Source organism: Pseudomonas reinekei (assembly GCF_001945365.1).
GTDB lineage: Bacteria > Pseudomonadota > Gammaproteobacteria > Pseudomonadales > Pseudomonadaceae > Aquipseudomonas > Aquipseudomonas reinekei.
This window is the reverse complement of the sequence record NZ_MSTQ01000018.1, coordinates 46,695-72,634: the sequence shown is the minus strand read 5'-3', so window position 1 is coordinate 72,634 and position 25,940 is coordinate 46,695. Positions and strand designations below refer to the sequence as shown.

At 60.7% G+C, this 25,940-nt stretch carries 21 protein-coding genes and 1 pseudogene; 8 read left to right on the top strand and 14 right to left on the bottom strand.

The window, feature by feature from the left end:
* Positions 1-31 precede the first annotated feature (31 nt).
* Entirely contained in the window at positions 32-2,866 is a 2,835-nt protein-coding gene (gene uvrA, locus BVK86_RS23390) for an excinuclease ABC subunit UvrA (protein WP_075948674.1), read from the bottom strand.
* Between the two features lie 191 nt (positions 2,867-3,057).
* On the opposite strand from uvrA, the gene BVK86_RS23385 reads away from it, so the two are divergent.
* Together BVK86_RS23385 and BVK86_RS23380 are read left to right on the top strand one after the other, a co-directional pair.
* A complete protein-coding gene (locus BVK86_RS23385) occupies positions 3,058-4,455 on the top strand; it encodes an MFS transporter (protein ID WP_075948673.1) in 1,398 nt (465 codons plus the stop codon).
* A gap of 9 nt (positions 4,456-4,464) precedes the next feature.
* Complete coding sequence (locus BVK86_RS23380) at positions 4,465-4,980, top strand: single-stranded DNA-binding protein (RefSeq protein WP_007970128.1); 516 nt, start codon at positions 4,465-4,467, stop codon at positions 4,978-4,980.
* A gap of 88 nt (positions 4,981-5,068) precedes the next feature.
* Here the strand turns inward: BVK86_RS23380 and BVK86_RS23375 are convergent, their stop codons facing one another.
* Positions 5,069-6,055, bottom strand: coding sequence for an Abi family protein (locus tag BVK86_RS23375; RefSeq protein ID WP_075948672.1), 987 nt, complete (start codon positions 6,053-6,055; stop codon positions 5,069-5,071).
* 551 nt (positions 6,056-6,606) lie between these two features.
* Here BVK86_RS23375 and BVK86_RS23370 point away from each other — a divergent pair.
* Entirely contained in the window at positions 6,607-7,473 is an 867-nt protein-coding gene (locus BVK86_RS23370; protein ID WP_075948671.1) for an AraC family transcriptional regulator, read from the top strand.
* Between the two features lie 35 nt (positions 7,474-7,508).
* Here BVK86_RS23370 and BVK86_RS23365 read toward each other — a convergent pair whose 3' ends face one another.
* Both BVK86_RS23365 and BVK86_RS23360 read right to left on the bottom strand, forming a co-directional pair.
* Positions 7,509-8,006, bottom strand: a complete 498-nt coding sequence (locus BVK86_RS23365) for a YkgB family protein (protein ID WP_075948670.1) — start codon at positions 8,004-8,006, stop codon at positions 7,509-7,511.
* 227 nt (positions 8,007-8,233) lie between these two features.
* A complete protein-coding gene (locus BVK86_RS23360; protein ID WP_075948669.1) occupies positions 8,234-8,782 on the bottom strand; it encodes a cysteine hydrolase family protein in 549 nt (182 codons plus the stop codon).
* Positions 8,783-8,884: 102 nt separating this feature from the next.
* Between BVK86_RS23360 and BVK86_RS23355 the strand changes: the two genes are divergently transcribed.
* The 3 genes from BVK86_RS23355 (at position 8,885) to BVK86_RS23345 (ending at position 11,950) form a co-directional block, all read left to right on the top strand.
* A complete protein-coding gene (locus tag BVK86_RS23355; protein ID WP_075948668.1) occupies positions 8,885-9,877 on the top strand; it encodes a GlxA family transcriptional regulator in 993 nt (330 codons plus the stop codon).
* Positions 9,878-10,092: 215 nt separating this feature from the next.
* The gene (locus BVK86_RS23350) at positions 10,093-11,202 is read left to right on the top strand and encodes a DUF3182 family protein (protein WP_075948667.1); all 1,110 of its coding nucleotides are present in this window, start codon (positions 10,093-10,095) and stop codon (positions 11,200-11,202) included.
* On the top strand, positions 11,192-11,950 hold the full coding sequence (locus tag BVK86_RS23345; RefSeq protein WP_075948666.1) for an alpha/beta hydrolase family protein: 759 nt from the start codon (positions 11,192-11,194) through the stop codon (positions 11,948-11,950). The genes BVK86_RS23350 and BVK86_RS23345 overlap by 11 nt, the downstream gene beginning before the upstream one ends.
* Positions 11,951-12,090: 140 nt before the next feature.
* On the opposite strand, the gene BVK86_RS23335 is transcribed toward BVK86_RS23345, so the two are convergent.
* The 5 genes and pseudogenes from BVK86_RS23335 to BVK86_RS23320 form a co-directional block, all read right to left on the bottom strand.
* Positions 12,091-13,077: a lysylphosphatidylglycerol synthase domain-containing protein gene (locus BVK86_RS23335; RefSeq protein ID WP_075948664.1), complete on the bottom strand. Its 987-nt coding sequence runs from the start codon at positions 13,075-13,077 to the stop codon at positions 12,091-12,093.
* The gene (gene clsB, locus BVK86_RS23330; RefSeq protein ID WP_075948663.1) at positions 13,064-14,356 is read right to left on the bottom strand and encodes a cardiolipin synthase ClsB; all 1,293 of its coding nucleotides are present in this window, start codon (positions 14,354-14,356) and stop codon (positions 13,064-13,066) included. The genes BVK86_RS23335 and clsB overlap by 14 nt, the downstream gene beginning before the upstream one ends.
* Positions 14,353-15,150 carry an endonuclease/exonuclease/phosphatase family protein gene (locus tag BVK86_RS23325; RefSeq protein WP_075948662.1) on the bottom strand — a complete coding sequence of 266 codons (798 nt, stop codon included), beginning with the start codon at positions 15,148-15,150 and terminating at the stop codon, positions 14,353-14,355. The genes clsB and BVK86_RS23325 overlap by 4 nt, the downstream gene beginning before the upstream one ends.
* A gap of 41 nt (positions 15,151-15,191) precedes the next feature.
* Positions 15,192-15,284 (bottom strand): annotated as a pseudogene (locus BVK86_RS29570) (DUF72 domain-containing protein); the annotation flags it as partial.
* Between the two features lie 156 nt (positions 15,285-15,440).
* A complete protein-coding gene (locus BVK86_RS23320; RefSeq protein WP_075948661.1) occupies positions 15,441-19,745 on the bottom strand; it encodes a DEAD/DEAH box helicase in 4,305 nt (1,434 codons plus the stop codon).
* 222 nt (positions 19,746-19,967) lie between these two features.
* Here BVK86_RS23320 and BVK86_RS23315 point away from each other — a divergent pair, with 222 nt between their 5' ends.
* Positions 19,968-20,852, top strand: coding sequence for a sugar nucleotide-binding protein (locus tag BVK86_RS23315; protein WP_075948660.1), 885 nt, complete (start codon positions 19,968-19,970; stop codon positions 20,850-20,852).
* Positions 20,845-21,774 carry an NAD-dependent epimerase/dehydratase family protein gene (locus tag BVK86_RS23310; protein WP_075948659.1) on the top strand — a complete coding sequence of 310 codons (930 nt, stop codon included), beginning with the start codon at positions 20,845-20,847 and terminating at the stop codon, positions 21,772-21,774. Before BVK86_RS23315 ends, BVK86_RS23310 begins: the two co-directional genes overlap by 8 nt.
* 87 nt (positions 21,775-21,861) lie before the next feature.
* Here BVK86_RS23310 and BVK86_RS23305 read toward each other — a convergent pair whose 3' ends face one another.
* The 5 genes from BVK86_RS23305 to BVK86_RS23285 form a co-directional block, all read right to left on the bottom strand.
* On the bottom strand, positions 21,862-22,560 hold the full coding sequence (locus BVK86_RS23305) for an OmpW/AlkL family protein (protein ID WP_075948658.1): 699 nt from the start codon (positions 22,558-22,560) through the stop codon (positions 21,862-21,864).
* A gap of 222 nt (positions 22,561-22,782) precedes the next feature.
* Positions 22,783-23,301: a DUF3299 domain-containing protein gene (locus BVK86_RS23300; protein ID WP_075948657.1), complete on the bottom strand. Its 519-nt coding sequence runs from the start codon at positions 23,299-23,301 to the stop codon at positions 22,783-22,785.
* 11 nt (positions 23,302-23,312) lie between these two features.
* Positions 23,313-24,578 carry an ABC transporter permease gene (locus BVK86_RS23295; RefSeq protein WP_075948656.1) on the bottom strand — a complete coding sequence of 422 codons (1,266 nt, stop codon included), beginning with the start codon at positions 24,576-24,578 and terminating at the stop codon, positions 23,313-23,315.
* 1 nt (position 24,579) lies between these two features.
* Positions 24,580-25,290, bottom strand: coding sequence for an ABC transporter ATP-binding protein (locus BVK86_RS23290; protein WP_075948655.1), 711 nt, complete (start codon positions 25,288-25,290; stop codon positions 24,580-24,582).
* A gap of 49 nt (positions 25,291-25,339) precedes the next feature.
* Complete coding sequence (locus BVK86_RS23285; RefSeq protein ID WP_075948654.1) at positions 25,340-25,930, bottom strand: DUF2796 domain-containing protein; 591 nt, start codon at positions 25,928-25,930, stop codon at positions 25,340-25,342.
* Between the last annotated feature and the right edge of the window lie 10 nt (positions 25,931-25,940).

Sequence of the window (25,940 nt, the reverse complement as noted above, 5' to 3'; positions counted from 1 at the left end):
GAAGTGATAGGGGCTTTTTTGCGAGCCGAATTTAGGCCCTGTCGCGTTCCAGCAGTGGCTTGAGGTAAAAGCCGGTATGAGATTGCTTCATATCGGCCACTTCTTCCGGTGTACCCACTGCGATGATCTGGCCGCCCTTGGAACCGCCTTCCGGCCCAAGATCGACCAACCAGTCGGCAGTCTTGATCACGTCCAGGTTGTGCTCGATCACGACGACCGTGTTGCCGTGGTCGCGCAGTCTGTGCAGTACATCGAGCAGTTGCTGGATGTCCGCGAAGTGCAAACCGGTGGTTGGCTCGTCGAGGATGTACAGGGTCTTGCCGGTATCGCGCTTGGAAAGCTCGCGGGACAGTTTCACCCGTTGAGCTTCGCCACCGGACAGCGTGGTCGCCGATTGTCCGAGCTTGATGTACGAGAGGCCGACGTCCATCAGTGTTTGCAGCTTGCGCGCCAGCGCCGGCACCGCATCGAAGAACTCACGTGCTTCCTCGATGGTCATCTCGAGGGTTTCGTGGATGTTCTTGCCCTTGTACTTGATCTCAAGGGTTTCACGGTTGTAGCGCTTGCTTTTGCACACGTCGCAAGGCACATAGATGTCGGGCAGAAAGTGCATTTCTACCTTGATCAAGCCATCGCCCTGGCAGGCCTCACAGCGGCCGCCCTTGACGTTGAACGAGAAGCGCCCTGGGCCATAACCGCGTGAACGTGATTCCGGCACGCCGGCGAACAGTTCGCGGATCGGCGTGAACAATCCGGTGTAGGTCGCCGGGTTGGAGCGCGGTGTACGGCCAATCGGGCTTTGGTCGATGTCGACGACCTTATCCAGATGCTCCAGGCCCTTGATGCTGTCATGGGGGGCGGCTTCCAGCGTTGTCGCGCCATTCAGAGCCGTGGCGCTCAGCGGGAAGAGCGTGTTGTTGATCAGCGTTGACTTACCCGAGCCAGACACACCGGTGACACAGGTCAGCAGGCCGATTGGAATTTCCAGGTCGACGTTGCGCAAATTGTTGCCGCGGGCGCCCTTGAGCGACAACGTCAGCTTCTTGTTGCGGGGCGTGCGTTTGGCGGGCACCTGGATTTTCACCCGGCCCGACAAGTACTTGCCGGTCAGGGAGTCAGGGTGCGCCATGACTTCGGCCGGCGTGCCTTCGGCGACGATATGACCGCCGTGCACTCCAGCCCCTGGGCCGATATCCACCACGTAGTCGGCCAGACGGATCGCATCTTCGTCGTGCTCGACGACGATTACTGTGTTGCCGATGTCACGCAGGTGCTTGAGGGTGCCGAGCAGTCGGTCGTTATCACGTTGGTGAAGGCCGATCGAGGGTTCGTCGAGGATGTACAGAACGCCCACCAGGCCCGCGCCGATCTGGCTGGCCAGGCGAATACGCTGGGCTTCGCCACCGGACAGGGTGTCCGCGCTACGGTCAAGCGACAGGTAGTCGAGCCCGACGTTGACCAGAAATTGCAGGCGTTCGCGGATTTCCTTGAGGATCTTGTCGGCGATTTCACCGCGACGACCGGTCAGTTTCAGTCCGCCAAAATAATCGCAGGCATCGCCGATCGGCAAATTGGTGACCGCCGGCAACGTTTTCTCGCCGACCCACACGTGCCGCGCCTCACGACGCAAGCGGGTGCCGCGGCAGTCCGGGCATGACTGGGTACTGAGGAACTTGGCCAGCTCTTCACGCACCGAAGCAGACTCGGTTTCGCGGTAGCGACGCTCCAGGTTCGGCACGATGCCTTCGAACGGGTGCGAGCGTTTGACGATATCGCCACGGTCGTTCAGGTATTTGAAGTCGACGTTTTGCGAACCACTGCCGTGCAGGATTTGTTTCTGCTGATCGGCCGGCAGCTCGTTGAACGGCACTTCTAGGCTGAACTTGAAATGTGACGCCAGCGAACCGAGCATCTGGAAGTAATAGACGTTGCGCCGGTCCCAGCCGCGAATAGCGCCTTCGGCAAGCGTGAGCTCGCCATTGACCAGCCGCTTGATGTCGAAGAACTGCTTCACGCCCAGGCCATCGCAGGTCGGGCAAGCGCCTGCCGGGTTGTTGAAGGAAAACAGTTTGGGTTCAAGTTCGCTGATGGCGTGGCCGCAAATCGGACAGGCGAAGCGCGCGGAGAAGATCATCTCTTCGCCGGGCTCGTCGTCCATCGGTGCCACCAGGGCAATGCCGTCCGCCAGCTTCAGGGCGGTCTCGAAGGATTCGGCCAGACGTTGCTGCAGGTCGGTACGGACTTTGAACCGGTCGACTACCACATCAATGGTGTGTTTTTTCTGCTTGTCGAGCTTGGGCGCTTCGTCCAGCTCGTAAAGCTTGCCGTTGATCCGGGCGCGAACAAAGCCTTGGGCGCGCAGCTCTTCGAAGACCGACAGGTGTTCGCCTTTACGTTCGCGGATCACCGGGGCCAGCAACATCAGTTTGCTGCCCTCCGGTTGCGCCAGGACAAGGTCGACCATCTGGCTGACAGTCTGCGCTTCCAGCGGAATATCGTGATCCGGGCAGCGCGGAATACCCACGCGGGCATACAGCAAGCGCAGGTAGTCGTAGATTTCGGTGATGGTGCCGACGGTCGAACGCGGGTTGTGCGAGGTCGATTTCTGTTCGATGGAAATCGCTGGCGACAGGCCTTCGATGGTGTCGACGTCGGGTTTTTCCATCATCGACAGAAACTGGCGGGCATAGGCCGACAGGGATTCGACGTAACGGCGCTGACCTTCGGCGTACAAAGTGTCGAAAGCAAGAGACGACTTGCCGGAGCCCGAGAGGCCGGTGATGACGATCAGCTTGTCCCGTGGCAGGGTCAGGTCGATATTCTTCAGGTTGTGGGTTCGAGCCCCACGAATCAGGATCTTGTCCAAAGTGGCCTCGCTTGGCGGGCGTCGAAAACGTAGGAGTATACGGCCAAATACTGGATGGATGCACACTATCGAATGATGTCATTGCAGGCTTACATGAAAGCTCTGTCATCTACACGCGGCAAAGCGTCGCGATATACCCTGCCAATCGATGGGACTGGTAGAATCGCCGCCGGTTCACATGAGGTTTTTCCATGCACGATCCCCACAGCGAACGCATGAGTGGCAGCGAGACCCGCGCGGCGAGCGGTCTGGCCCTGGTGTTCGCCTTCCGTATGCTTGGCATGTTCATGGTGTTGCCGGTATTGGCGACCTATGGCATGGACCTGGCAGGCGCGACCCCCGCCCTGATCGGGTTGGCGATTGGCGCTTATGGCCTGACCCAGGCGATTTTCCAGATTCCGTTTGGTTTCATTTCCGACCGTATCGGCCGTCGTCCGGTGATTTACCTGGGGCTGATCGTCTTTGCCGTCGGCAGCGTGGTGGCGGCCAACGCCGATTCGATCTGGGGCGTGATCGCCGGACGCATCCTGCAGGGCGCCGGGGCGATTTCCGCGGCGGTCATGGCGTTGCTGTCGGACCTGACCCGCGAGCAGCACCGGACCAAGGCCATGGCCATGATCGGCATGACCATCGGATTGTCGTTCGCCGTCGCCATGGTGGTCGGGCCCTTGTTGACCAGCGCTTTCGGCCTGTCCGGGCTGTTTCTCGCCACGGGCGGCATGGCGCTGTTCGGCATCGTGATCGTGATGTTCATGGTGCCGCGCTCCACCGGGCCTTTACAGCACCGCGAGTCCGGCGTGGCGCGCCAGGCTTTGATTCCGACCCTCAAGCACCCGGACCTGCTGCGTCTGGACCTGGGCATTTTCGTTTTGCACGCGATGCTGATGTCGAGCTTCGTTGCCTTGCCGCTGGCGTTGGTGGAAAAGGCTGGGCTGCCCAAGGAGCAGCATTGGTGGGTTTATCTGACCGCGCTGTTGATTTCCTTCTTCGCCATGATTCCGTTCATCATCTACGGCGAGAAACGACGCAAAATGAAACGAGTTTTGCTCGGCGCCGTCGTGACGCTGATGCTCACTGAGCTATTCTTCTGGCAGTTCGGCGATAGCTTGCGGGCTCTGGTGATGGGTACCGTGGTGTTCTTCACCGCGTTCAATCTGCTGGAAGCCTCGTTGCCGTCGCTGATCAGCAAGGTTTCACCGGCAGGCGGCAAAGGCACGGCGATGGGGGTTTATTCCACCAGTCAGTTCCTCGGATCGGCACTGGGCGGTATCCTCGGCGGCTGGTTGTTCCAGCATGGCGGTTTGTCGGTTGTGTTCCTCGGTTGCGCCGGGCTGGCTGCACTTTGGCTGGTCTTTGCTGTTACCATGCGTGAACCTCCCTACGTGACGAGCCTGCGCTTGCCGTTGTCGCCCGAGGCGATCCGCGAAGCGGGTCTGGTCGAGCGCCTGAAGGCCGTCGTAGGGGTAACAGATGCAGTGATAGTCGCTGATGAAGCGGCCATTTACATCAAATTGGACACCGAACTATTGGATCGCACCACCCTTGAGAGCCTGGTGAACAACCCGGCCGGGGCAGCGTGCGTAGCCTAGGAGAACGTAATGGCCCGTGGGGTTAACAAAGTCATATTGGTCGGCACTTGTGGCCAGGATCCTGAAGTTCGCTACCTGCCGAACGGCAACGCCGTGACCAACCTGAGTCTGGCGACCAGCGAGCAATGGACCGACAAGCAAACCGGTCAGAAAGTCGAAAAGACCGAATGGCACCGTGTGTCGATGTTCGGCAAAGTTGCCGAAATTGCTGGCGAGTACCTGCGCAAGGGTTCGCAGGTTTACATCGAAGGCAAACTGCAGACCCGCGAGTGGGAAAAAGACGGTATCAAGCGTTACACCACTGAAATCGTGGTGGACATGCAAGGCACCATGCAATTGCTGGGCGGCCGTCCTCAGGGCGACCAGCAAGGCCAGGGCGGCGGCAATAACTACCAGCAATCCGCTCCGCGCCAGCAGGCTCCACGCCCTGCACCGCAACAACAGCCACAGCGTCCAGCCCCACAACAGGCTGCACCGCAACCGGCTCCGGATTTCGACAGCTTTGATGACGATATCCCGTTTTGAAGTGTAGCTTTTTCAGAACCGTAAACATTAGAAGCGAAGCCATTGATTTGGCTTCGCTTTTTTATTGTTTACAGATGGGGATGGTTCGCTAGATCCCAAAGAAGTGGCGTGGGAAGCCAGCCTCGTTGGGGAAACCCATTGCAACGAATGTGCATCCGGGGATCGCGGGTTTGGAGTCAATCAAGTCAGCGATCTGTCGGATCCACTGGCTACCAGGTTCAATCCGTTGGAGCAACAGCCAGATCACCGCGATAAGGCCGTACAGGCGCTTTAGCGCATTCGCATTCAGGTTTAGGGCTTGGAAGTAAGGGCTACCATTCGGTAAAGCAATAAGGTTGCTCGACGATTGGTTCCAAATGCGGGTGTGATGGGCACACCGATTGCGGAGGGTGTTCAATTCCTTGAGCCAGCTGATGAATGCTTTGACATCGTGAAGCCCCAGCCTCGCCAGGATCCACCCCTGGGGTTTACGCTTGAGCATCTGGTAGTAAAGAGACAGTGTACCGAAGTCCCAAGCTTCAACAGCCACCCAGAACGGCACAGAGCGATTCTTCAACCGATGAGATGTGAAGCACTCCTCATGACACTCGGCTTGTTTCTTTTGTTCACGAATCGTCCAGCTATCCCATTTGCTATTGGCATAGCCACGATTGACGATTGTCCATTTCGGCTCTATGTAGGAAGCCGAGGTATACGCCATCTCATTGTTTCGGCCTAGTTCGTGCGCTACGACGGTCTTGAGGTGGACCTCGATCGACTCAATTGCATCGAGCATGAGCAAGCGAAGCGCTTTATCAAATTTGTAAAGCTCAACGGCTCTGTCGAATCGAGTCCCTGGCTGGAAGTCTTCCAGGCGAACTGGCTTATTGGTTTGTGGGCAACTGACTTTATTGCCTGCGCCATCCCGGGCGAATCTACGAGCTGGGTACCAGAAACCGCTCAAACGGTAGTAGCCCAGTCGGGCGATCTCTCGCTCAGCTGCGTTTACGTCGACAATGTTCATGCCGCGGCTGGCTAGTAGCGCGACAAGATCAACGTAGGCGAGGAACGGCTTGGGAGGGATGGGCTGGTTCAACTTCCATGTTCCAGAAACAAGAAGGCCTGACCGTAATGCCGGTCAAGCCGGCAACATAGGATCAGGCGCTGTTGAGATAATCTTGCCTGCAGTTGACAGGCGTGTCAACCGGATCTCGTGGCCTACCGTGCAGCTGAGCAGGTCAGGGACTTGGCGGGCATGAGCGCATCTTGGTTGTCGAGGACCGTCCAGACCTGACAGCCTGACTGGGCCTCGGCCCGGCTGCGGACTAGCAGAGCGATGTGCTGAATCAGGAAAATGTAAACAACCCGCCCTTCAATCCTGTTTATGTTTACGCTTCTCTGAAGCTGATCCGTGCCGGATTTCTAGTTTACTGATTTATAAGTGAAAATTTTTTGTTGACGCTTTTTTGGTGAATAGAACCGTTCTGATTCCTGCAACCCGGAATAGAACCTGAAAAGCCCGGCCTCCTGATGGATGCCGGGTTTTTTGTTTTTTAACCTGGCAAATTTTGCCGGGGTCCAGGCCTGACCAAGCTTCTACGTGCGGTGATACTCTCCTTCAGATGTAGTTCCTGTGAAGAGTTGCCCATGGATCGCCTTTCCACGTTGTTGTCACAGTTCGGCGTACGCGCAAACCTGTTTTACAGCGGCAAGCTGTGCGGAGTGTCTTCCTATGATGGGGCCGATCAACGCGGTCTTATTCATTTGTTGCAAGGTGGCACTGTCACGCTCAAAGGGCCTGGCAAAAGTGACTTGTTGCTGGTTCGCCCCAGCCTGATTTTCCTGCCGCGCCCGAGTCGTCACCAGCTCATCGCCAGTGAGGCTGAAGGTGCTCAAATGTTGTGCGCGTCGATGCTGTTTGATGGCGGCGTCAGTAATCCGATATGTGCTTCGCTTCCGGATCTGCTGGTGCTGCCCCTGGATGAGCTGCCACAGCTGGCGGACACCTTGAGATGGCTGTTCAGTGAGGCTTCGGGTGGGCATTGTGGCCGGGAGGCGGTACTTGATCGCCTGTTCGAACTGTTGATCATCCTGCTGTTCCGGCATTTGCTCGACCATCAGCAGTTGAGTACCGGGATGATGGCTGGATTGGCCGACGTGCGCCTGGCGCGGTCGCTGATGAAGATGCACAACGAGCCTCAACGGCCTTGGTCCGTGGCCGAACTGGCGGACGAATCGAACATGTCCCGCGCCGCTTACGCAGTGCATTTTCGTGCGGTCCTGGGACAAACCCCGCTGGATTATTTGTTGAGCTGGCGGATCAGTCTGGCGCAGAAGCGTCTGCGGGAGGGGCGGCCGATCACGCTGATCGCCGATGAGGTGGGCTATGAAAGTCCATCGGCGCTTGCCCGTGCCTTTCGTCGCAAGACCGGCTGCAGTCCACGGGACTGGATGAAATCACTGACCGTTGAGGGGGCGGTATTTGTCGAAGACGGCGATGACCTGAGCCCGTGAACTGATTCAGGCCATTGGCGGATGAAGGGGTCAGCTCAAGCGGTTTCCAGTTTGGTCAGCGAATGGCCTGCCACGAACAGGGAGGCGGCTAGCAAACCGATGTCCTTGAGCAGGAACTGGCCTGGTGCGACTGTGATGGCCGGGAAACCAAGGCCGGGCTCAATCACGCCGGGGGTCGAGAACATGAAGCTCAGGGTGGTGAAAAACAGCCCGGCTGACAGAACCCCGCCGATCAATGAAAGCTTTGGCGAGAGCAAGCGACCGGCAATCAGTACGCCGATCGAAACCTCCAGGACACCCAGCAAACTGGAAAACAGGTCGACACTGAAAAGCTGATAGACCCACCCCAGGAACGGGCTGTTACTCACCAGCGGCACCAGCCCCTGTGCTTCGTAGTGGGTGAATTTCATACCGCCGAACCAGAAGTAGATAACGGCGAGGGCGAAGTAGATGCCGTAGGTCCCGATCGCCATGGTGGTGAGACCGAGAGTTTTTTTCGTCAGGCTGTCAGTGCTTATAGTCGTGCTGTTCATTGTTCAGGCTTCCAGTGAGTTGTCTTGAAAATGGCATGGGGTGAAAGCAACACTCTTGCGCGGATGCGTTGGGAGAGGGGACATTGTTGGCTTCGGCATGACTTTTCAGGGTTCTGGCAGTATTGCGTTCGATGCAGATCGTCCAGACTCACCGGTAAAAAGCCCATGGCATTGCGGCCATGGGCTTTTGCTTTTTTGATGCGGGCTAGCCCTTGGCAAGCGCTCAATTAACGGGCGAGGAACTCGTCGGTGGACACCACGCTGGCATAGGCAAAGCCCAGGGCCGACATGAAGGCAGCGTGCACATGGGCTGCCGGGACAGTTGTGCCGTTGAACTCCAGGTCCCGGGAGGCACACGCATCGTGGATCACCGTGACGCTGTAGCCGAGGTCGTTGCCGGCGCGGGTGATGCCATCGATACACATATGGCTCATGCTGCCAACGACCACCAGTTCCTTGATGCCTCGCTCGTCGAGGATGGACTGCAGTTCGGTTTCGCGGAACGAGTTGACGAAGTGCTTGAGCACCACGGGCTCGTTGGCTTGGTTGAGGACTTTAGGGTGAAGCTTGGCGCCTTCGGAATTCGGGGTGAAAAACGGTGCGTCCTCGGAGTTGAATTCGTGACGGATGTGCACCACTGAATCACCGGCTTCGCGAAAGGCCTTGAGCAGGCGAACAGCGTTGTCGGCGGCGGCATCAGCGCCGACCAGCGGCCACTTGCCTTGTGGGAAGTAGTCGTTTTGGATATCAACTACGATGAGTGCTTGCTTGGCCATGACTGTTTCCTCGAAGTGCGGTTTGGGTGTGGAATGAAGTATTGGCGTTGGCAGGCCTTTCGTGGATTGGCCGCACCGACAATAGAAAGGGGAAAACTGACAATGGATGCACAAAGGGCAATCGCCGAGCTGGGTGTGTTGATCTATCCCGGCGCGCAAATGGCGGCGGTGCATGGGTTGACGGACCTGTTCGGGGTAGCCAACCGGATCGCCGAGGAGCATCAGGCCACGCATTTGCCGTTGTTGCGCGTCAGCCATTGGCAGGTCGAGGGTGATCAGGCGCCGGTGCGGGTCTACGACAGCCACCCCGGCACCGACCGCGCATTGGTGGCGGTGATGATTCCGCCGTCGATCGCCGGGTTCTCCGAAGGCCAGGCACCGCAAACATTGCTGGGCTGGCTTCGCCAACAACATGCCAGCGGCGCGACCCTCGGCGGTGTCTGCGTGGGTTCGTTGCTGTTGGCCGAAAGTGGTCTGCTCGACGGTCGCAGCGCCACGACCCACTGGACCTCGGCCAAGAGCTTTGCCGAGCGCTATCCGGCGATCAAGCTCAAGGCCGACACGCCGATTGTCGACGATGGTGACCTGATCACCACCGCCGGGCTGATGGCCTGGTCCGAGCTGGGCCTGCGACTGGTGGATCGCCTGCTCGGGCCGAGCATTGCCACGGGCACCGCGCGTTTTCTGGTGGTCGAACACAGCGACAGTGCCAGCGAATGCGGCAGCAACTTTGCGCCGATCCTCAACCATGGCGACGGCTCGATCCTCAAGGTCCAGCACTGGCTGCAAAGCACCGGGGCCACCGACGTTTCGCTGTCGACGATGGCTGAGCGGGCCGGGTTGGAGGAACGCACGTTTTTGCGCCGGTTTCGCGCGGCCACGGGGCTCAAACCCACCGAATACTGCCAGCATTTGCGCGTCGGCAAGGCCCGGGAAATGCTTGAGTTCACCAATGGCACCATCGATCACATTGCCTGGACCGTGGGCTATCAGGATCCGGGGGCGTTCCGTTCGACGTTCAAGAAAATTACCGGGCTGGCGCCGAGTGATTACCGGACGCGGTTTGGAGTGACGCCGAGTGTCGCGGCTCGATAGAGGCATCACCACAGATCGCCTGTAGAAGCGCGTGCACCCGACAATCGTGCAAATTGCAGGAAGGGGAGTAGCGGTCGTGCAGAATAAAGCAGGCGTCCTGCTATCATCGACTCTGCAAGCGACTGATTGGAAAACCCTTTTTCAACCGCTGCGGTTGGCCTGATCTCTGCACCTCCACCACTACATTCATCAAGCGACGATTGAAAGGGGGATGCATGACCCCACCCAACCGCAAGAAACTGGTGGTCGCTCACTCAGTGCACGCCGATGCGCCGCTGCATGAAGTCGAAACCAACCGCGCATTGGCCCGCTGGCTGGCGCAAATACTTGGGCTCAAATTCGGTGGCAGCTACGACCCGCAACAGCATGATGGTCGCGATCTTTATCTGCTGCCAACCCAAACGCTGGTGGGCGCCGCGGCCGCTCGGCAATTGGGCGTCAAGGGGCCGGAAGATTTATGGGGCGGGTATGTCGAGCATGATTTCATCTGCACCAAAGCCATCAGCCACGGTTTGTTGAACCATCACGCCCATGCGCCGCAAGGCTGGGCGCCGCTGTTTTCCGAACGAGTGCGCAGTGTGGTGCTCGACGGCCTCAGTGTGTTCTCTTTCGAAGATGCACGGCCGGCGGCGGAGCATTTGCTGTACACCGGGCCCATCCGTCTAAAGCCCATTCATGCATGCGCCGGGCGCGGTCAGGAAGTGATCAGCAGTCTCGATGAATTTGACGAGGTGCTCGCGCGCCCCGAAGCCAACGCATTGTTCGCCGAAGGTGTCGTGCTGGAGCAGGACCTGGGCCAGGTGATCACCCACAGCGTCGGTCAGAGTTTTATCGGCGACAAAGTGCTGAGTTATTGCGGTGATCAATACTTGACCAAAGACGCCCACGGCGAAGAGGTCTATGGTGGTTCCAATCTGCTGGTGGTGCAGGGCGACTATGACGAGCTGCTGAAACTGGACTTGCCGGAGGATGTGCAGCTGGCAATTCATCAAGCGCAGGTGTTCGACAGCGCCGCTGATGAAGCCTATCCCGCGTTCTATGCCTCACGGCGCAACTACGACATCGTCCAGGGAATGGCCAGCGACGGCAAGCAGCGCAGCGGCGTGCTCGAACAATCCTGGCGCATGGGCGGTGCCAGCAGCGCCGAAGTGGCGGCGTTACAGGCCTTCTTCAATGACCCGGGAATGCGCGCCATTGGTGTGTCCTCGGTGGAGACCTACATCGACCAGCCGTTGCCCGCGGATGCCATCGAGGTGTACCGGGGGCCTGCGCACGACAGTGAATTTCTTCTCAAGTACGTAACGGTCAAATCCTATGACGGCTAGAAGCGAAAGCATTCAAATCGACATCGACGATGAACAAATGAGCGGGACGTTCCTCAGTCCCAAATCGAAGGTTCCCGGCGTGCTGTTTGTGCACGGTTGGGGGGGTAGTCAGGAACGGGATCTGGAGCGGGCCAAGGGCATCGCTGGCCTGGGGTGTGTCTGCCTGACGTTCGACCTGCGCGGCCACACCGGCGGCACCGGCATTCCCCTGTCCCGGGTGACCCGTGAAGATAATCTGCGTGACCTGCTGGCGGCCTATGACCGCTTGCTGGCGCACCCGGCGCTGGATACGTCGGCCATTGCCGTGGTGGGCACCAGTTACGGCGGCTACCTGGCCTCTATCCTGACGTCGTTGCGCCCCGTGCGATGGCTGGCGCTGCGGGTACCGGCGCTGTATCGCGACGATAAATGGCACACGCCAAAACGGGATCTGGACAAGCTCGACCTGCGCGATTACCGCAGTACGCTGGTGCGCGCCGAGAGCAATCGCGCCTTGCATGCGTGCTCGGAGTTCACCGGGGATGTGCTGTTGGTGGAATCGGAAACCGATGATTACGTGCCTCACGCGACCATCATGAGTTACCGCGCGGCGTGCCAGCAGACGCACTCGTTGACCCACCGAATTATCGACGGGGCCGATCATGCGTTGAGTGATCCCGTTTCACAGCAGGCCTACACCTCGATCCTCGTGGACTGGATCACGGAAATGGTGGTGGGTGAGCGGTTGAGCATTATTCAGTCCAAGTGATTTTCTGGTGTTCTTTTGGGCACCTTCGCCAGCAGGCTCGCTCCCACAAGGGCTCGGCGGTGTCTGTCGATCTTGAGTTCACCACTGACCCCGTGTGGCAGCGAGCCGGCTCGCGAAGGCCGCAGATCAGGCACTGCTCATCATTTGGGTTTCTTCGATATCCGCAACGACTTGGCCTTGGCCTCCACCAGCAGATACATCACCAGCGTGATCAACAGCGGCAATAGAAAATAGATCGCCCGATACGCCAGCAACCCCGCCACCAGACTCCCCCGTGAAGCCTCGTGTTGCAGCAACGCGACGAACACTGCCTCGAGCACGCCGAGCCCGGCGGGAATGTGGGTGATGACCCCGGCAATGGCGCTGATCAGCAACACACCCAACACCAACGGATAGTCCAGTTTGCTCGGCAGCAAAGTGAAAATCACCGCCGCCATCAGTGACCAGTTCAGGGCACCGAGGGCCAGTTGCAGGATCGCCATGCGCAGCGAGGGCAGATTGATTTCCACGCCGCGAATCGACCATTCCCGCCGCCTGGAGAACTGGCACGCCGCCAGATACCCGGCGCTCACCAACAGCAGGAGCACGCCCACCGCTTGCAGAGCACCACTGCTCAGTTGCCAGCCTGGCGGCATCCGCACCAGCCCACTGCTGAACACCACGCCAGCGATCAGCATGTAGCCGAACCAGTTGGTCGCCAGGCTCAGGCCGAGGATTTTCGCAATGTTGGCTTTGCTCACTCCAAGCCGCGAATACAGGCGATAACGCATGGCGATGCCACCCACCCAGGCGCTCAGGTTGAGGTTGAACGCATAGCTGATGATCCCCACCGGCAGGATCTGTTTCCACGTCAGGTCCTGACGGATGTAAGTGCGGCCGATCAGGTCGAAACAGGCATACACCAGAAAACTCACCAAGGTCAGGCTCGACGCGATGATCAAGGTGCGCACTTTGAAATCTGCCAGAGTCTCGAGCACTTCGGCCCATTCGATGCGCTGGGCAAACATCGTCAACAGGACAATCAGTGCCAGAAAAAACAGCAGGGTCAGCGGCCTTTTCCAGCGGCCCAGACGCGACTTGGCCGGTTGATCGGCGTGGGGCGCCGCGTGTGCTTCACTGCGGCTCATGTTGATCGCTCCCGGTCGGTGGGGTGAACGTTTTCAGACGTGGTTTATGTGCGGGCAGCCACCCGGCCCAGGCCGGGAAATGCCGCAGGAAGTGGAACACCAGGAAACCCACGGTCATGTGCCAGATGCGCCCGCGCGGGGCCTTGTCTACCGACATGGCCTTGCAATGGTGATCGGCGAGTACTTCGAGCCGTTCGAACAGGTCACGGTTGAACGCTCGGTCGCGGATCAATACGTTCGCCTCCAGGTTCATCGACAGGCTCAACGGGTCCAGGTTGCTGGAGCCGACGGTGCTCCAGTCTTCGTCCACCAGCGCGACTTTGCCGTGCAGTGGCCGGTCGCAGTATTCGAAAATTTTCACCCCGGACTTGAGCAGGTAATCGTAGGTCATCCGCGCGGCCAGTTTGGCCACCAGCATGTCCGGCTGACCCTGCAGAATCAGGCGCACTTCAACGCCGCGTCGAGATGCGTTGCGGATTTCCCGCAGCAACCGGTAGCCGGGAAAAAAGTACGCGTTGGCGATGACCACGCGCCGCTGCGCCGTGCGCAACGCCAGGCGGTAAACCTCCTCGATGTCGGTCGAGTGCTCGGCGTTGTCGCGGTACACCAAACGCACCTGGCCATCGTGATCGGTCACGGCCAGTTCCGAGCGCCGTTGTCGTCGGCGTTGCCACCAATATTTGGCACGCGCCGGGCGACCGCATTGCAGCAGGGCGAAGTGATGAATGTCGGCCACTGCCGGGCCTTCTACTTCAACCGAATAATCCTGCTTCGCCTCGGGGCCGAAGTCGGCCAAATGGTCAGCTGAAAAATTGATCCCGCCGATGAACGCGATCGTCCCGTCGACGACCACGATCTTGCGGTGCAGGCGCCGGAACCAATTGGTGCGAATGCCCAGGCGCTTGGGCGCCGGGTCGAACATTTGCAAGTGCACGCCGGCACCGCTCAGGGCGGTGAGATAAGCGGTGCTCAGTTCGCCGCAACCAAACCCATCGAAACTGGCAGTGACGCGCACGCCCCGTTGAGCGGCTTCGATGAGCACCTCCTTCAATTCATCGCCGACCTTGTCCTCAAAGACAATGAACGTTTCCAGGAGGATTTCGGTTTTGGCCTGGCGCATCGCCTCGAACACCCGGGGGAAATAGGCTTCGCCGTTTTCCAGCAGTTCGACCCGGTTGTTGCCTTGCCAGCCGTACTCGACGTCGACCGCCGTCGGCGCACTCATGGGCGGCGCGGCAATCGTTTCCAGCGTAGTTTTTTCCATCGACGGGATGCTCATAGCTCGATCTCCACCGAGAGCGGTGCGTGATCCGAAAGGTGAGACCAGGGCCGGGTCGTCAGCACTTGCGGACGGCTGGCCTTGAGGTTGCGCACGTAGATGCGATCCAGGCGCAGGGCCGGCAGACGTGCGGGAAAACTGCGCGCCGGTTTGCCGTGATGCTGGGCGAACACCTCGTGCAGTCCGCAGGGTTTGAGCAGGCCATCGGCGCGCTGGCGCCAATCGTTGAAGTCGCCGGCGACGATCACTGGCGCCTCACTGGGCAGCTCCGCCAGGCGCCGGGCGAGCAGGTTGAGTTGTTCATTGCGGTGGGCTTCACGCAGGCCCAGGTGAACGCAGATCGCGTGGACCTCCGGCCCGTCGCCGGGCAGACGCAGTACGCAATGCAGGATGCCGCGGTTCTCATGACCACTGATAGAGACGTCGAGGTTGTCGTGGCGAACGATCTGGAATTTCGACAGCAGCGCATTGCCGTGATCGCCCGCCGGATAAACCGCATTGCGTCCGTAGGCAAACTGCGGCCACAGCGTGTCGGCGAGAAACTCGTACTGCGGCATCGCCGGCCAATTGCTGTAGCGCTTTGGGTGCTGTTCATGAGTGCCGTGGACTTCCTGCAAAAACACCACGTCAGCAGAGACGCTGCGCACCGCTTCACGCAACTCCGGCAAAATGAAACGCCGATTCAATGCCGTGAAACCCTTGTGCGTGTTGACCGTCAGTACGGTAAAGCGGTGAACGGCAGTGTTGACGGACGCTTGCTCGTCCGTGACGCCGATCGGTTCGGACAGGCTCATGGCATCACTCCTTCGACCACGGGTTGGCCGGGAGCGGTGAGCAGACTGCGCTTCTGGGGTAAGCCCTCTGGGTTGAAATCCTCCCGCCAGGGCGTGTAGCGCCAACCTGAAATTCCGATGTGAATCACCGCCATGTCGCCTCCCGTCTGAGTGCCGCCTTCTTTTGCTGACTGCGGGGCGGCGACGAAAGTTTCGGTGGGGCTATGAACGGCATGCGTTTCTGAGGTTGCCACAAGGCCTGCAGGCGCCGGCTTGCGGGCGATAGCGCGAAGCGGCCGGCCCAGACAACATCAATACCGGATCAGCCTGTTACTGATCTCGGCACTGACCGACTGATCCAGTTCCATCCAAAAAACCTGCTTGCCCGCAATCTGCGCCGCCACCGGCAACCCATCGCGATACACCAATCGATTACTCACCAGCGCCGGGACTTTCACGCCAGGCAGCAGCGTGCCGGCCAGGTTCAGCGGATCAACCCCGCACACCGCAATCAAGCTCCCGTCATGGGGCCGGCGCCGGACTTCGCGCAGCAACGGTATGGCCTCAGGCAACGCAAATTGCTCGCCCGCCAGGCCACTGACAAACCGCCCGCCACGAATCTCGCCCCGGGCTTCCAGGCGATGGAAAGTGCGCAGCAATTCCCGCCAGCTCGGTAACCAATCTGCCTCCCGCTCAAGCAATCGCCAGAACACCACGCCATAGCGACGCAACAAGGTCATGGCGATGTGTTCCAGGGTCTCGGCGGGTATTGCTGCCGGACGCGGATTATCCACAACCGGCGCAGCGACACCACGCCTGAGCAACGCCCAGCGCCCGGCGTCATCCATCCCCCCGACAAAGGCCCCGCGCCCGCGTCGGCTGCTGCGGTTCTGCCGTTTACTGGCCGGAGTGATCAACGCCCGCAGACCGGCAAAGCTGTCAGCGTTCACCAGCCCGGCGCCGACCAATTCCTGCAAGGCGATTTCCAGTTCCGAGCGCAGCAGGTGTGCTTCATGAGTCAGCTCGTCAAAAAACAGTGCGCCCTGTTGGCTAAGGGCCGCGTGGACCTTTTGTGTTTTCGGCGACAGCTCGCTGACCGGCGTTTGCTCGGTCAACTCGCTCCAGAGCCCGACCCGGTTGCGCGGCAACAACACAATGGGCGTACTGCGCAGGGCGGTACCGGCGCTCTTGTTGGGCGCGGTCAGGCGGGTCCACACCAGTTTGCCGTTGCGGCACAGCTCATCGAGCCAGGTCGGCGAATAGTCCTTGATGCGCGCCGGGAGGATGTCGCTGTCCCAGGCTGATGCGGCGGCGGGGTAGCCTTCGAATTGCGCGATGATCGCCGGCAACACCGCATTGCCCTGACCTTGGGCCGTGCTGGACAGATGCTGCCAGTCGAACAGAAACCGCATGAAATCCTGCAACGCCACGGGCTCGATTTCCCGCCGCAAACGCTTGACCGTGTAGCGGTGAATTCGCGCGAGCAGGTGCCGTTCGCACCACTCTTCTTCGGCGCAGCCCGGGGTGAATCGGCCTCGCAGCACGTAACCTTCGCGCTCCAGTTGCGCCAAGGCCTGGTTGACTTGAATCGTCGGTAACCCGAGCGGTTCGGCAATCGCTTTCAGCGGCAACGGGCCGAAAGCACTGAGCCGCGCACGCATCACTTCCCGTACGGCGTCGTCCACTTCCCAGGGGGCATCAAAACCCGGCAACGCTTCCAGCTCCGGCCTCATCTCGGCCTGTGGATAGACTGCCCGCAGGCAGTTCAGGCGTTCCCGTGGCAGCCACAGGGCACGATTGATCTGGCAGGCACGCCCGCTGTCGGCCAGGGTTTGCAGCCAGTCGAGCCCGTGCGGATTGGCCCGGGCCTCGGTGTCGGTGATGCACGCCAGGCTCATCAATGCCTCGTGCATCTCATCGACATTAGAGGGTGCAGGCCAGGCTTCTTCGCCCACGGCGACAATCGCCTCGGCATCCAGCGCGCCGAGGTCGTCGGTGGATTGCGGATCGCTCCAGCGTCGGTTGAGCACCGCCTGCGTGCGGCGCTCCTCAAGCGGCGCGTCGTCGAGAAAGGTGTAGGGGCGAGCGCTGAGGATTTCTGCCGCCAGCGGCGAGGGCGCCGGCAAGTCGCGGCTGATCAGGCGAACGTCGCCGCGCTCCATGCGCCGCAGCAAGGCCAGCCAGCCTTCGCAGTCCATGGCTTCGTGCAGGCAATCGTCGAGGGTTTGTTCCACCAGCGGATGGTCGGGAATTTCCCGCTCGCCGGCGAGGTTTTCCACGCAGGCGATCTGGTCGGGAAACACGCTGGCGATCAGGTCTTCACTTTTCATTCGCTGGATTTGTGGCGCTACTTTACGTCCGCCGCTGTAGCGCGGCAGGCCCAGGGCGACCCCGGCATTCCAGCGCCAGCGCACGCCGAACAACGGTGCGTCGAGTACCGCTTGAATCAGGAGGTGCTCGGCACTGTTGCTGTGCAGGTAGCGCCAGACGTCGTCCAGCTCAAAGCTGTGGCTGGTGGACAGCGACAGTACGATGGCATCTTCGCTGGCGGCGGCCTGCAGTTCGAAGTTGAAGGTACGGCAGAAACGCTTGCGCAGGGCCAGGCCCCAGGCGCGGTTAATGCGGCTGCCGAACGGGCTGTGAATGATTAATTGCGTGCCGCCGGACTCGTCGAAAAAACGCTCCATCAGCAGCGTATCTTGCGATGGCAGGGCGCCGAGGGTCTGGCGCGCCCGGGCGAGGTATTCGACCAATTGCCCGGCGCTGGCCAGGTTCAGGCCGAGGGTGTCCGTCAGCCAGTCGAGACTCGGTTGCAAGTTGCCCGGCGTGGCGCCCAGCAACTCATCGAGATGCGCTTGCAGACGGGCGACGGCCACCGACAATTCGGCACTGCGTCCCGGCGCCTCGCCGAGCCAGAACGGAATGGTCGACGGCTGGCCCTGTGCATCTTCGACCCGCACTTTGCCGGTATCCACGCGCAGGATGCGATAGGACGTATTGCCCAGCTGAAAGATATCCCCGGCGATGCTTTCCACGGCGAAGTCTTCGTTGACGCTGCCGATGTTCAGCCCTTGGGGTTCGAGCAGCACGCTGTAGTCGGCGTTGTCCGGAATAGTCCCGCCGCTGGTCACCGCCGTCAGCTTCGCGCCACGGCGCCCGCGCAGGCTGCGGGTGACGGCGTCGCGGTGCAGGTAAGCGCTGCGGATACCCTGACGGCCGTTGTAGCCTTCGGCCAGCATGTGCAGCAGTGCCTGATAGTGTTTGTCGTCGAGTTCGGCGTAGGGCGAAGCGCGGCGCAGCATCTCCAGCAACGCCTGCTCCTGCCATTCCTGACAGCTGACTTCGGCGATGATCTGTTGCGCCAGAACGTCCAGTGGTGCCACGGGAATCAATAACGTATCGAGTTCGCCCCGGCGGACGCAGTCCAGCAATGCGGCGCATTCGATCAGGTCGTCGCGAGTGGTGGCGAACAAACGACCCTTGGGCGTGCCGCCCACCTGGTGTCCGGAGCGGCCAACCCTTTGCAGAAACCCGGAGATCGAACGCGGCGAGGCGATTTGGCACACCAGGTCGACATCGCCGATATCGATACCCAGTTCTAGCGATGCCGTGGCGATCAGCACTTGCAACTCGCCGCGCTTGAGCCGCTGCTCGGCGTCGAGGCGAAACGCCTTGGCCAGGCTGCCGTGGTGGGCGGCCACGGCGTCCTTGCCCAGGCGCTCGCTCAGGTGTCGGCTCAAGCGTTCGGCCAGGCGTCGGGTGTTGACGAAAATCAGCGTGGTGCGATGTTCTCGGGCGAGGGCGGCGAGGCGGTCGTAGACCAGCTCCCAGACATCATTGGCCATCACTGCCGACAACGGCACGGGCGGCACTTCGATGTCCAGATCCCGTGGGCGGGCGTGGCCGATGTCGACGATTTCGCAGGGACGGTCGCGGCCTGCGAGAAAGCGCGAGACAGCGTCGATGGGTTTCTGCGTGGCCGACAGGCCGATGCGCACCAACGGCTCGGCGCACAGCGCCTGCAAGCGTTCGAGGCTCAAGGCCAGGTGACTGCCGCGTTTGCTGGCGGCGATGGCGTGGATTTCGTCGACGATGACCGTGCGCGTGGAGCGGAGCATTTGTCGGCCGGAATCGGACCCGAGCAGCACGTAGAGCGATTCCGGGGTGGTCACCAGAATGTGCGGCGCGGTTTTGCGCATCGCCGTGCGGTCTTTTTGCGGCGTATCGCCAGTGCGCACGGCGGTGGTGATCTGCAATGGCGGCAGGCCCATCAGGCGCAATTGTTCGGTGATGCCGGCGAGCGGGTTTTGCAGGTTGATGCGGATGTCGTTGGACAGTGCCTTGAGTGGCGAGATGTAGACCACCAGGGTTGCGTCGGGCAAGCCTTCAGGGCTTTCCAGGCCGCGATGCACCAGGTCGTCGATGACGGCGAGGAAGGCGGTGAGGGTCTTGCCGGAACCGGTGGGCGCCGCGATCAACGTCGAGCGGCGCTGGCGAATCAACGGCCACGCCCTGGCCTGGGCGGCGGTGACCGCGGGAAAGGTGTGATTGAACCAGGCGCTGACGGCGGGGTGGAAGCCGCTCAGTGCACTGTCTGCGGGGATGGGCAGGTTCATAGAGTGATTTATGCGGGTGGGGGTTGGAAGTTACAAGTACCGCTCGGTTTATTAACGGCTCATGTGGTGAGGGCGCATTGAAATCCCGGACATCTACACTTTACGGATGACGGTTGCGCACTAAACCCGCAAAATGCAACGATTCCGGCATCTATCAACGGCATCGCCCGTGGGCGTTGTCGATACAGCCATTGTTTCAATCAGACTGGGCCTGCTGACTCTATGCGAATGCGCCTTATGTTACTGGGCGGCGGAAATGCCCTTGGGCAGGCGCTGATTCGCCTCGGTGCAGAGGAAGACATCGGTTTCCTCGCCCCCCGCCCGCCGCAAGACGGCTGGGACGCCGCGAGCCTGACGCAACTGCTCGACGACACTCGCCCGGACGCGTTGATCAACCTCGCCTACTACTTCGACTGGTTCCAGGCCGAGGCGGTCAGCGAGCAGCGTCTGGCCGGGCAAGAGCGGGCGGTCGAGCGTCTCGCCGAGCTGTGCCAGCACCACAACATCGTGTTGTTGCAGCCTTCGAGCTATCGCGTGTTCGATGGTTCTCGCGCCACCGCCTACAGCGAAAAAGACGAACCGGTGCCCTTGGGCCTGCGCGGTCAGGCGTTGTGGCGGATCGAACAAAGCGTGCGCGCCACTTGCCCGCAGCACGTGCTGCTGCGCTTCGGCTGGCTGCTCGATGACAGCCCCGACGGCAGCCTCGGACGTTTCCTCGCACGGGCCGAGCAGCCTGAAGAGCTGTTGCTGGCCGACGACCGTCGAGGTAATCCGACGCCGGTGGACGACGCTGCCCGGGTGATCATTTCGGTGCTCAAGCAACTCGACTGCGCCGCGCCGTTGTGGGGGACCTATCACTACGCCGGGCATGAGGCGACCACGCCGCTGGCGCTGGGGCAGGCGATCCTCACCGAAGCCCGGGCCCTGCATGCGCTGGCCATCGAAGCACCGACCGCCCAGGCTCACGCCGCGCGCCCGGACGCCGCCGAAGAGCCGCAACACGCAGTGCTGGCCTGCAAGAAAATTCTACACACCTTTGGAATCAAGCCACGCGCCTGGCGTGCGGCACTTCCCGGACTACTGGACAGGTTCTATCGCCATGGCTGACAGTCCCGTTTTAATCACCGGCGGCGCCGGTTTCATAGGCTCGCACCTGACCGACGCGTTGCTTGCCAAGGGCCATTCGGTACGCATTCTGGATGACTTGTCGACCGGCAAGCGCAGCAACCTGCCGCTGGACAATCCCAAGGTCGAGTTGATCGTCGGCGACGTCGCCGATGCCGCGCTGGTGGCTCGGGCTGTGGCCGGTTGCCGCGCTGTGGCGCACCTGGCGGCGGTGGCGTCGGTGCAGGCGTCGGTGGACGATCCGGTGAGGACGCACCAGAGCAATTTCATCGGTTCGCTGAATGTCTGCGAAGCCATGCGCCAGGCGGGCGTCAAGCGCGTGCTGTTCGCTTCCAGCGCTGCGATCTATGGCAATAACGGCGAAGGCGAATCGATCGATGAAGACACGCCCAAGGCACCGTTGACGCCCTACGCCTCGGACAAGTTGGCGAGCGAGCATTACTTCGATTTCTACCGGCGCGAGCATGGTCTTGAACCGGTGATTTTCCGCTTCTTCAACATCTTCGGCCCGCGCCAGGATCCGTCCTCGCCGTACTCCGGGGTGATCAGTATTTTCAGCGAGCGCGCGCAGAAAGGTTTGCCGATCACCGTGTTTGGCGACGGTGAGCAGACCCGGGATTTTTTCTACGTCGAAGATCTGGTCAAGTTGCTGATGCAGGGCATCGAAAAACCGCAGGCTGACGTCGGCGCAGTGAACGTTGGCTGGAATCAGGCGACCAGTCTCAAGCAATTGCTCGCCGCACTTGAGGAAGTGGTCGGTCAGTTGCCGCCCGTGAGCTACAGCCCGGCGCGCTCCGGGGACATTCGCCATTCGCGGGCCAATAACCGGCGATTGCTGGGGCGATTCAACGCCCCCGCGCAAACACCGATAAGCGTTGGCCTGGCGCGGTTGTTGGGACAATAGAAAAAGGCGCCTGTACAGGCGCCTTCTTTTGTTGCTGATCGTTCCCGTGCAGGGCGTGGAACGACCCATTCACCACCACGTGAATCCTTAGAACTTGTAACCCAGACCAACCATGTAGATGAACGGATCGACGTCCACGTTCACCCGTGCCCGGGTGCCCGGTGCCACCGCGTTGTTTTCCACGGTCGCGCGGGTATCGATGTCGATGTAGCGCACTTGGGCATTGATCATCACGCGATCGGTCAGCATGTAGTCGGCGCCGACCTGCCAGGCCATGCCCCAGGAATTCTTCGCCTTGAAGTTGCTGAAACCGGCGGCACTGGCATCGCTGCCAACGTGTTCGTCGTAGATCCAGGTGTAGTTGATGCCTGCGCCTACATACGGCTGGAAGTCGGATTTGGCGTCCAGCGGGTAGTACACAACGCTCAGTGTCGGCGGCAGGTGTTTGAGCGTACCCAGTTTGCCGTTGGCGGCGCTCAGCGCGGTGTTTTTCAGTTTCACGTCATGCTCGAACGGCGTCGCCGCGAGCAGTTCGATACCCCAGTTGCTGGTGAGCATGTAGGCGAAGTTGAGGCCCAGTTGCGTGTCGCTGCTCATGGTCGCCTTGCCACCCAGGTCGGCGCCGCTCAGCGGACCTTGATCGACCTTGACGCTGGAGCTGTCGGCGGTCGGGTTGGTGGTGATCGCGCCGGCACGAAGGATGATGTCGCCCGCCTCGTGGGCTTGGGCAAGCGGGGCTGCGAGCGCGAGGGTAACCAGCGAGGCGCCGAGCAAGGACTTGTTCATGGGGGCTCCAAAGGACGTTAAAAACTTTCGATGTCCAATGGTAAGCCGGCTAACAATTTGGTCTTTTGACGCAGCTCAATGAAAGTGGGATGGGGTTAGTTTTGTGGTGTTTTTGATGTGCCCATCGCGAGCAGGCTCGCTCCCACAGGAAAATGCATTCCAAATGTGGGAGCGAGCCTGCTCGCGATGACGGTGTTGCTGACTGCGCAAACCTGCCGGATTTCACTCCGGCAATTCATACATGTAAATCTTCTCCGCCTCCATCTGATACCCGGCATCCGCCAACTCGCTGGTCGACGCTTTGACTTGCATCGCACCTTCGATCCAGTACGGCTGATACAGCTCATCGAGCTTCACCCCGACCTCGCTTTTGACGTGCACGATCTGGTTCGACGGCGGTGGCGGCACGTGAATGCAGGCGCCGAAGTACGGCACCAGCAGGAAGTCCGTGGTGCGGCCGTCCTCACTCACTTCCAGCGGCACGATGTAGCCCGGCAGGCGAATGTTCTGGCCGTCGAGGGCTTTGACGACCGGCGCGTTGGGCATGTCCTGCCTGGCTGCCGGTGCCGACTCGGCGGACAGTGCATCACTCATCTTCGACATGTCATGCAGCGGTGTCATGTTCGGCACTTCCGGCAGCGCGTCCGGTGGAATCATTTCCGACCAGGTCAGCTCTTTCGGCTCGGCCGCCCACAGGGGGAGGGCGACCAGCATCAACAGCGCAAGGAAAGCGCGGGGCATTTTCAAAGTCCTCATAAACGGATCGACAGGCCATCGGCCAAGGATTGGCGATAAGCGCGCCAGGCCGGCACGCTGCCCATCAGCAGCGCGGCGATCAGAATGCCACCGAGCAGCGTCCATTCATATTCGCTGGGCCAGGCTAACGGTAAAAACAGCCCATAGTTGGCTTGCACGTATCCTTGGGCCACGGCGATGCATGCGTAAAGCAGGGCCACGCCTGCCACCACGCCGGACAGCGCCAGGGCAAACGCCTCAAGCACCAGCAACGTTGCAACATGCCATGGCCGCGCGCCCACCGAACGCAGAATCGCCATTTCGCGGCGGCGTTCGTTAAGGCTGGTGAGAATCGCCGTAAGCATGCCGATCAACCCGGTCAGCACGACAAACAGCGACACCACGAACAAGGCTTTTTCCGCCGTGCTCATCAGGCTCCACAACTCTTGCAGCGCTACGCCCGGCAGGATCGCCAGCATCGGTTCGCCACGGAATTCGTTGATCTCGCGCTGCAAGGCGAAAGTTGAAATCTTGCTGTTGAGGCCGAGCATGAACGCGGTGATCGCTTGCGGCGTCAGGTCCATGTTGCGGGCCTGCTCGGCACTGATCCGCCCGTTGCCCCGGGCCGGTACGCCGTTGTGCCAATCGATGTGAATCGCCTCCATGCCGCCGAGGCTGATGTGCAGTGTGCGGTCCACCGGTGTGCCGGTGCGCTTGAGAATGCCGACCACGGTGAACGGTTTGTCGTCGTGCTTGACCAGACTGATCGCCGCCACACCGTGGGCCAGCACCAGTTTTTCACCGAGTTTGTAGTGCAGCGCCTGCGCGACTTCGGCGCCGAGCACCACTTCGAAGGGGTCGGTGGCGAAGGCTCGGCCGTCGGCCAGTTCCAGGTGTTGTTGGCGGCCGTACTGGTAATGCTCGAAGTAGGCCTCGGTGGTGCCCATCACCCGATAGCCGCGATGGGAATCGCCGAGGGACATCGGGATCGCCCACTTCACTTTCGGGTTGTTGGCGAAGTGTTCGAAGCTGTCCCAGCGGATGTTGTTGGTGGCGTTGCCGATGCGGAACACCGAATACAACAACAAGTTGACCGAGCCGGAACGCGCGCCGACGATCAGGTCGGTACCGCTGATGGTGCTGGCGAAACTGGCCTTGGCTTCGGTGCGCACGCGCTCCACGGCCAGCAGCAGGCACACCGACAGGGCAATGGCGAACGCGGTGAGGATCGCAGTGAAGCGGCGGTTAGCCAGGCTGGCCATGGCTAGACGAAACAAATACATCTCAGACCTCGGACGGGGTGGCGGCGCGATTAAGCTCGGCCAGCGACAGGTTGCGATCGAACAGCGGCGCCAGGCTCTGGTCATGACTGACAAACAACAGGCTCGAGCCGGCTTCGCGGCACTCGGCAAACAGCAGGCGAATGAAGTTTTCCCGTGCGTCGTAATCGAGCGCCGAGGTCGGTTCGTCGGCGATCACAAGTTCCGGCTGACCGATCAACGCGCGCGCGGCGGCCACCCGTTGCTGCTGGCCGATAGACAGCGAATCGGCACGTCGACCGAGAATGTTTTCATCTTTCAGGCCAAGGTGGGCGAGCAGGGTGGCGGCGGCTTTAGTAACACTGCCGTGACGCTGTTTCGCCCGTTCGGCGCGCAATTTCGAGAAGTGGCAGGGCAGTTCGACGTTCTCGCGCACCGACAGAAACGGCAGCAGGTTGAATTGCTGGAAAATGTAGCCGGTGTGATCGACGCGAAAATGATCGCGGGCACCGGCCGAGAGTTCGGTCAGCTCCCGGCCGAGCAGGCGGATGCTGCCGCGGTCGGGTTTTTGCACGCCGCCGAGCAAGCCGAGCAGGGTGGTCTTGCCACTGCCGCTGGGGCCTTTGAGGAACAGGGTTTCGCCCGGTTCCAGGCGAAACGCCGGGATGTCCAGCAGCGGCGGGTGACCGGGCCAGCTGAAGCCCAGGTCAGACAGTTCGATGAGTGCTTGGGTCATATGGCGCCGGTCTGTTGAGAGATGAGCCCACAGGGGATCGTCCGTGGATTCAGAATTTCAGGCTGGCAGCCTTGGCCGTCACTTCAACCCCTTGCTGCCCGCTTGGTCCGATCAGTTGTACCTGAATTTTCTGGGTGGCCGGGAAGGTATTGAAAATGTTCGCCAGATCCAGGGTCTTCAGCGCGCCCGGCGTGGCGCAGGTGAACCGGTAATGGGCATGGATTTCGCTGTGGTCGTGGTGATGCGCGTCCTTGGCGTCCTCATCGTGATCATCGTCGGCATCTGGTTTGTCGCCGAACAACGGGCTTTCCAGTTCCTGGCTCGCGACCACGCAGCCTGCGGCTTTCGGCAGGTTGAACAGCGCCAGTGGTTTCTCCAGCTGAGTACGAACGGCCGCCACTTTGGCTTTATCGGCATCGGTGGTGGCGGCATGCTCGAAGCCGACCAGGTTCATCGCCGGGCTTTGCAGTTCCAGCTCCAGGGTCTGCCCGTCCAGTGCCGCGTTGAGGCGACCGACACCGTGCTCGTGGGCGCCAAGGCTGCCGTGTTCATGATCGTGATCGTGGTCATGCTCGTCAGCCGCATGGGCGACGGCCAGGGGCAACAAGGCAAACGGCAAAGCGAGCAGCAGACGACGCATGGCGAGTCTC

Coding starts and splice junctions, on each gene's coding strand:
- BVK86_RS23385 (WP_075948673.1), top strand. CDS start 3,058: ATGCACGATCCCCACAGCGAACGCATGAGTGGCAGCGAGACCCGCGCG.
- BVK86_RS23380 (WP_007970128.1), top strand. CDS start 4,465: ATGGCCCGTGGGGTTAACAAAGTCATATTGGTCGGCACTTGTGGCCAG.
- BVK86_RS23370 (WP_075948671.1), top strand. CDS start 6,607: ATGGATCGCCTTTCCACGTTGTTGTCACAGTTCGGCGTACGCGCAAAC.
- BVK86_RS23365 (WP_075948670.1), bottom strand. CDS start 8,006: ATGAACAGCACGACTATAAGCACTGACAGCCTGACGAAAAAAACTCTC.
- BVK86_RS23360 (WP_075948669.1), bottom strand. CDS start 8,782: ATGGCCAAGCAAGCACTCATCGTAGTTGATATCCAAAACGACTACTTC.
- BVK86_RS23355 (WP_075948668.1), top strand. CDS start 8,885: ATGGATGCACAAAGGGCAATCGCCGAGCTGGGTGTGTTGATCTATCCC.
- BVK86_RS23350 (WP_075948667.1), top strand. CDS start 10,093: ATGACCCCACCCAACCGCAAGAAACTGGTGGTCGCTCACTCAGTGCAC.
- BVK86_RS23345 (WP_075948666.1), top strand. CDS start 11,192: ATGACGGCTAGAAGCGAAAGCATTCAAATCGACATCGACGATGAACAA.
- BVK86_RS23335 (WP_075948664.1), bottom strand. CDS start 13,077: ATGAGCCGCAGTGAAGCACACGCGGCGCCCCACGCCGATCAACCGGCC.
- clsB (WP_075948663.1), bottom strand. CDS start 14,356: ATGAGCATCCCGTCGATGGAAAAAACTACGCTGGAAACGATTGCCGCG.
- BVK86_RS23325 (WP_075948662.1), bottom strand. CDS start 15,150: ATGAGCCTGTCCGAACCGATCGGCGTCACGGACGAGCAAGCGTCCGTC.
- BVK86_RS23320 (WP_075948661.1), bottom strand. CDS start 19,745: ATGAACCTGCCCATCCCCGCAGACAGTGCACTGAGCGGCTTCCACCCC.
- BVK86_RS23315 (WP_075948660.1), top strand. CDS start 19,968: ATGCGAATGCGCCTTATGTTACTGGGCGGCGGAAATGCCCTTGGGCAG.
- BVK86_RS23310 (WP_075948659.1), top strand. CDS start 20,845: ATGGCTGACAGTCCCGTTTTAATCACCGGCGGCGCCGGTTTCATAGGC.
- BVK86_RS23305 (WP_075948658.1), bottom strand. CDS start 22,560: ATGAACAAGTCCTTGCTCGGCGCCTCGCTGGTTACCCTCGCGCTCGCA.
- BVK86_RS23300 (WP_075948657.1), bottom strand. CDS start 23,301: ATGCCCCGCGCTTTCCTTGCGCTGTTGATGCTGGTCGCCCTCCCCCTG.
- BVK86_RS23295 (WP_075948656.1), bottom strand. CDS start 24,578: ATGTATTTGTTTCGTCTAGCCATGGCCAGCCTGGCTAACCGCCGCTTC.
- BVK86_RS23290 (WP_075948655.1), bottom strand. CDS start 25,290: ATGACCCAAGCACTCATCGAACTGTCTGACCTGGGCTTCAGCTGGCCC.
- BVK86_RS23285 (WP_075948654.1), bottom strand. CDS start 25,930: ATGCGTCGTCTGCTGCTCGCTTTGCCGTTTGCCTTGTTGCCCCTGGCC.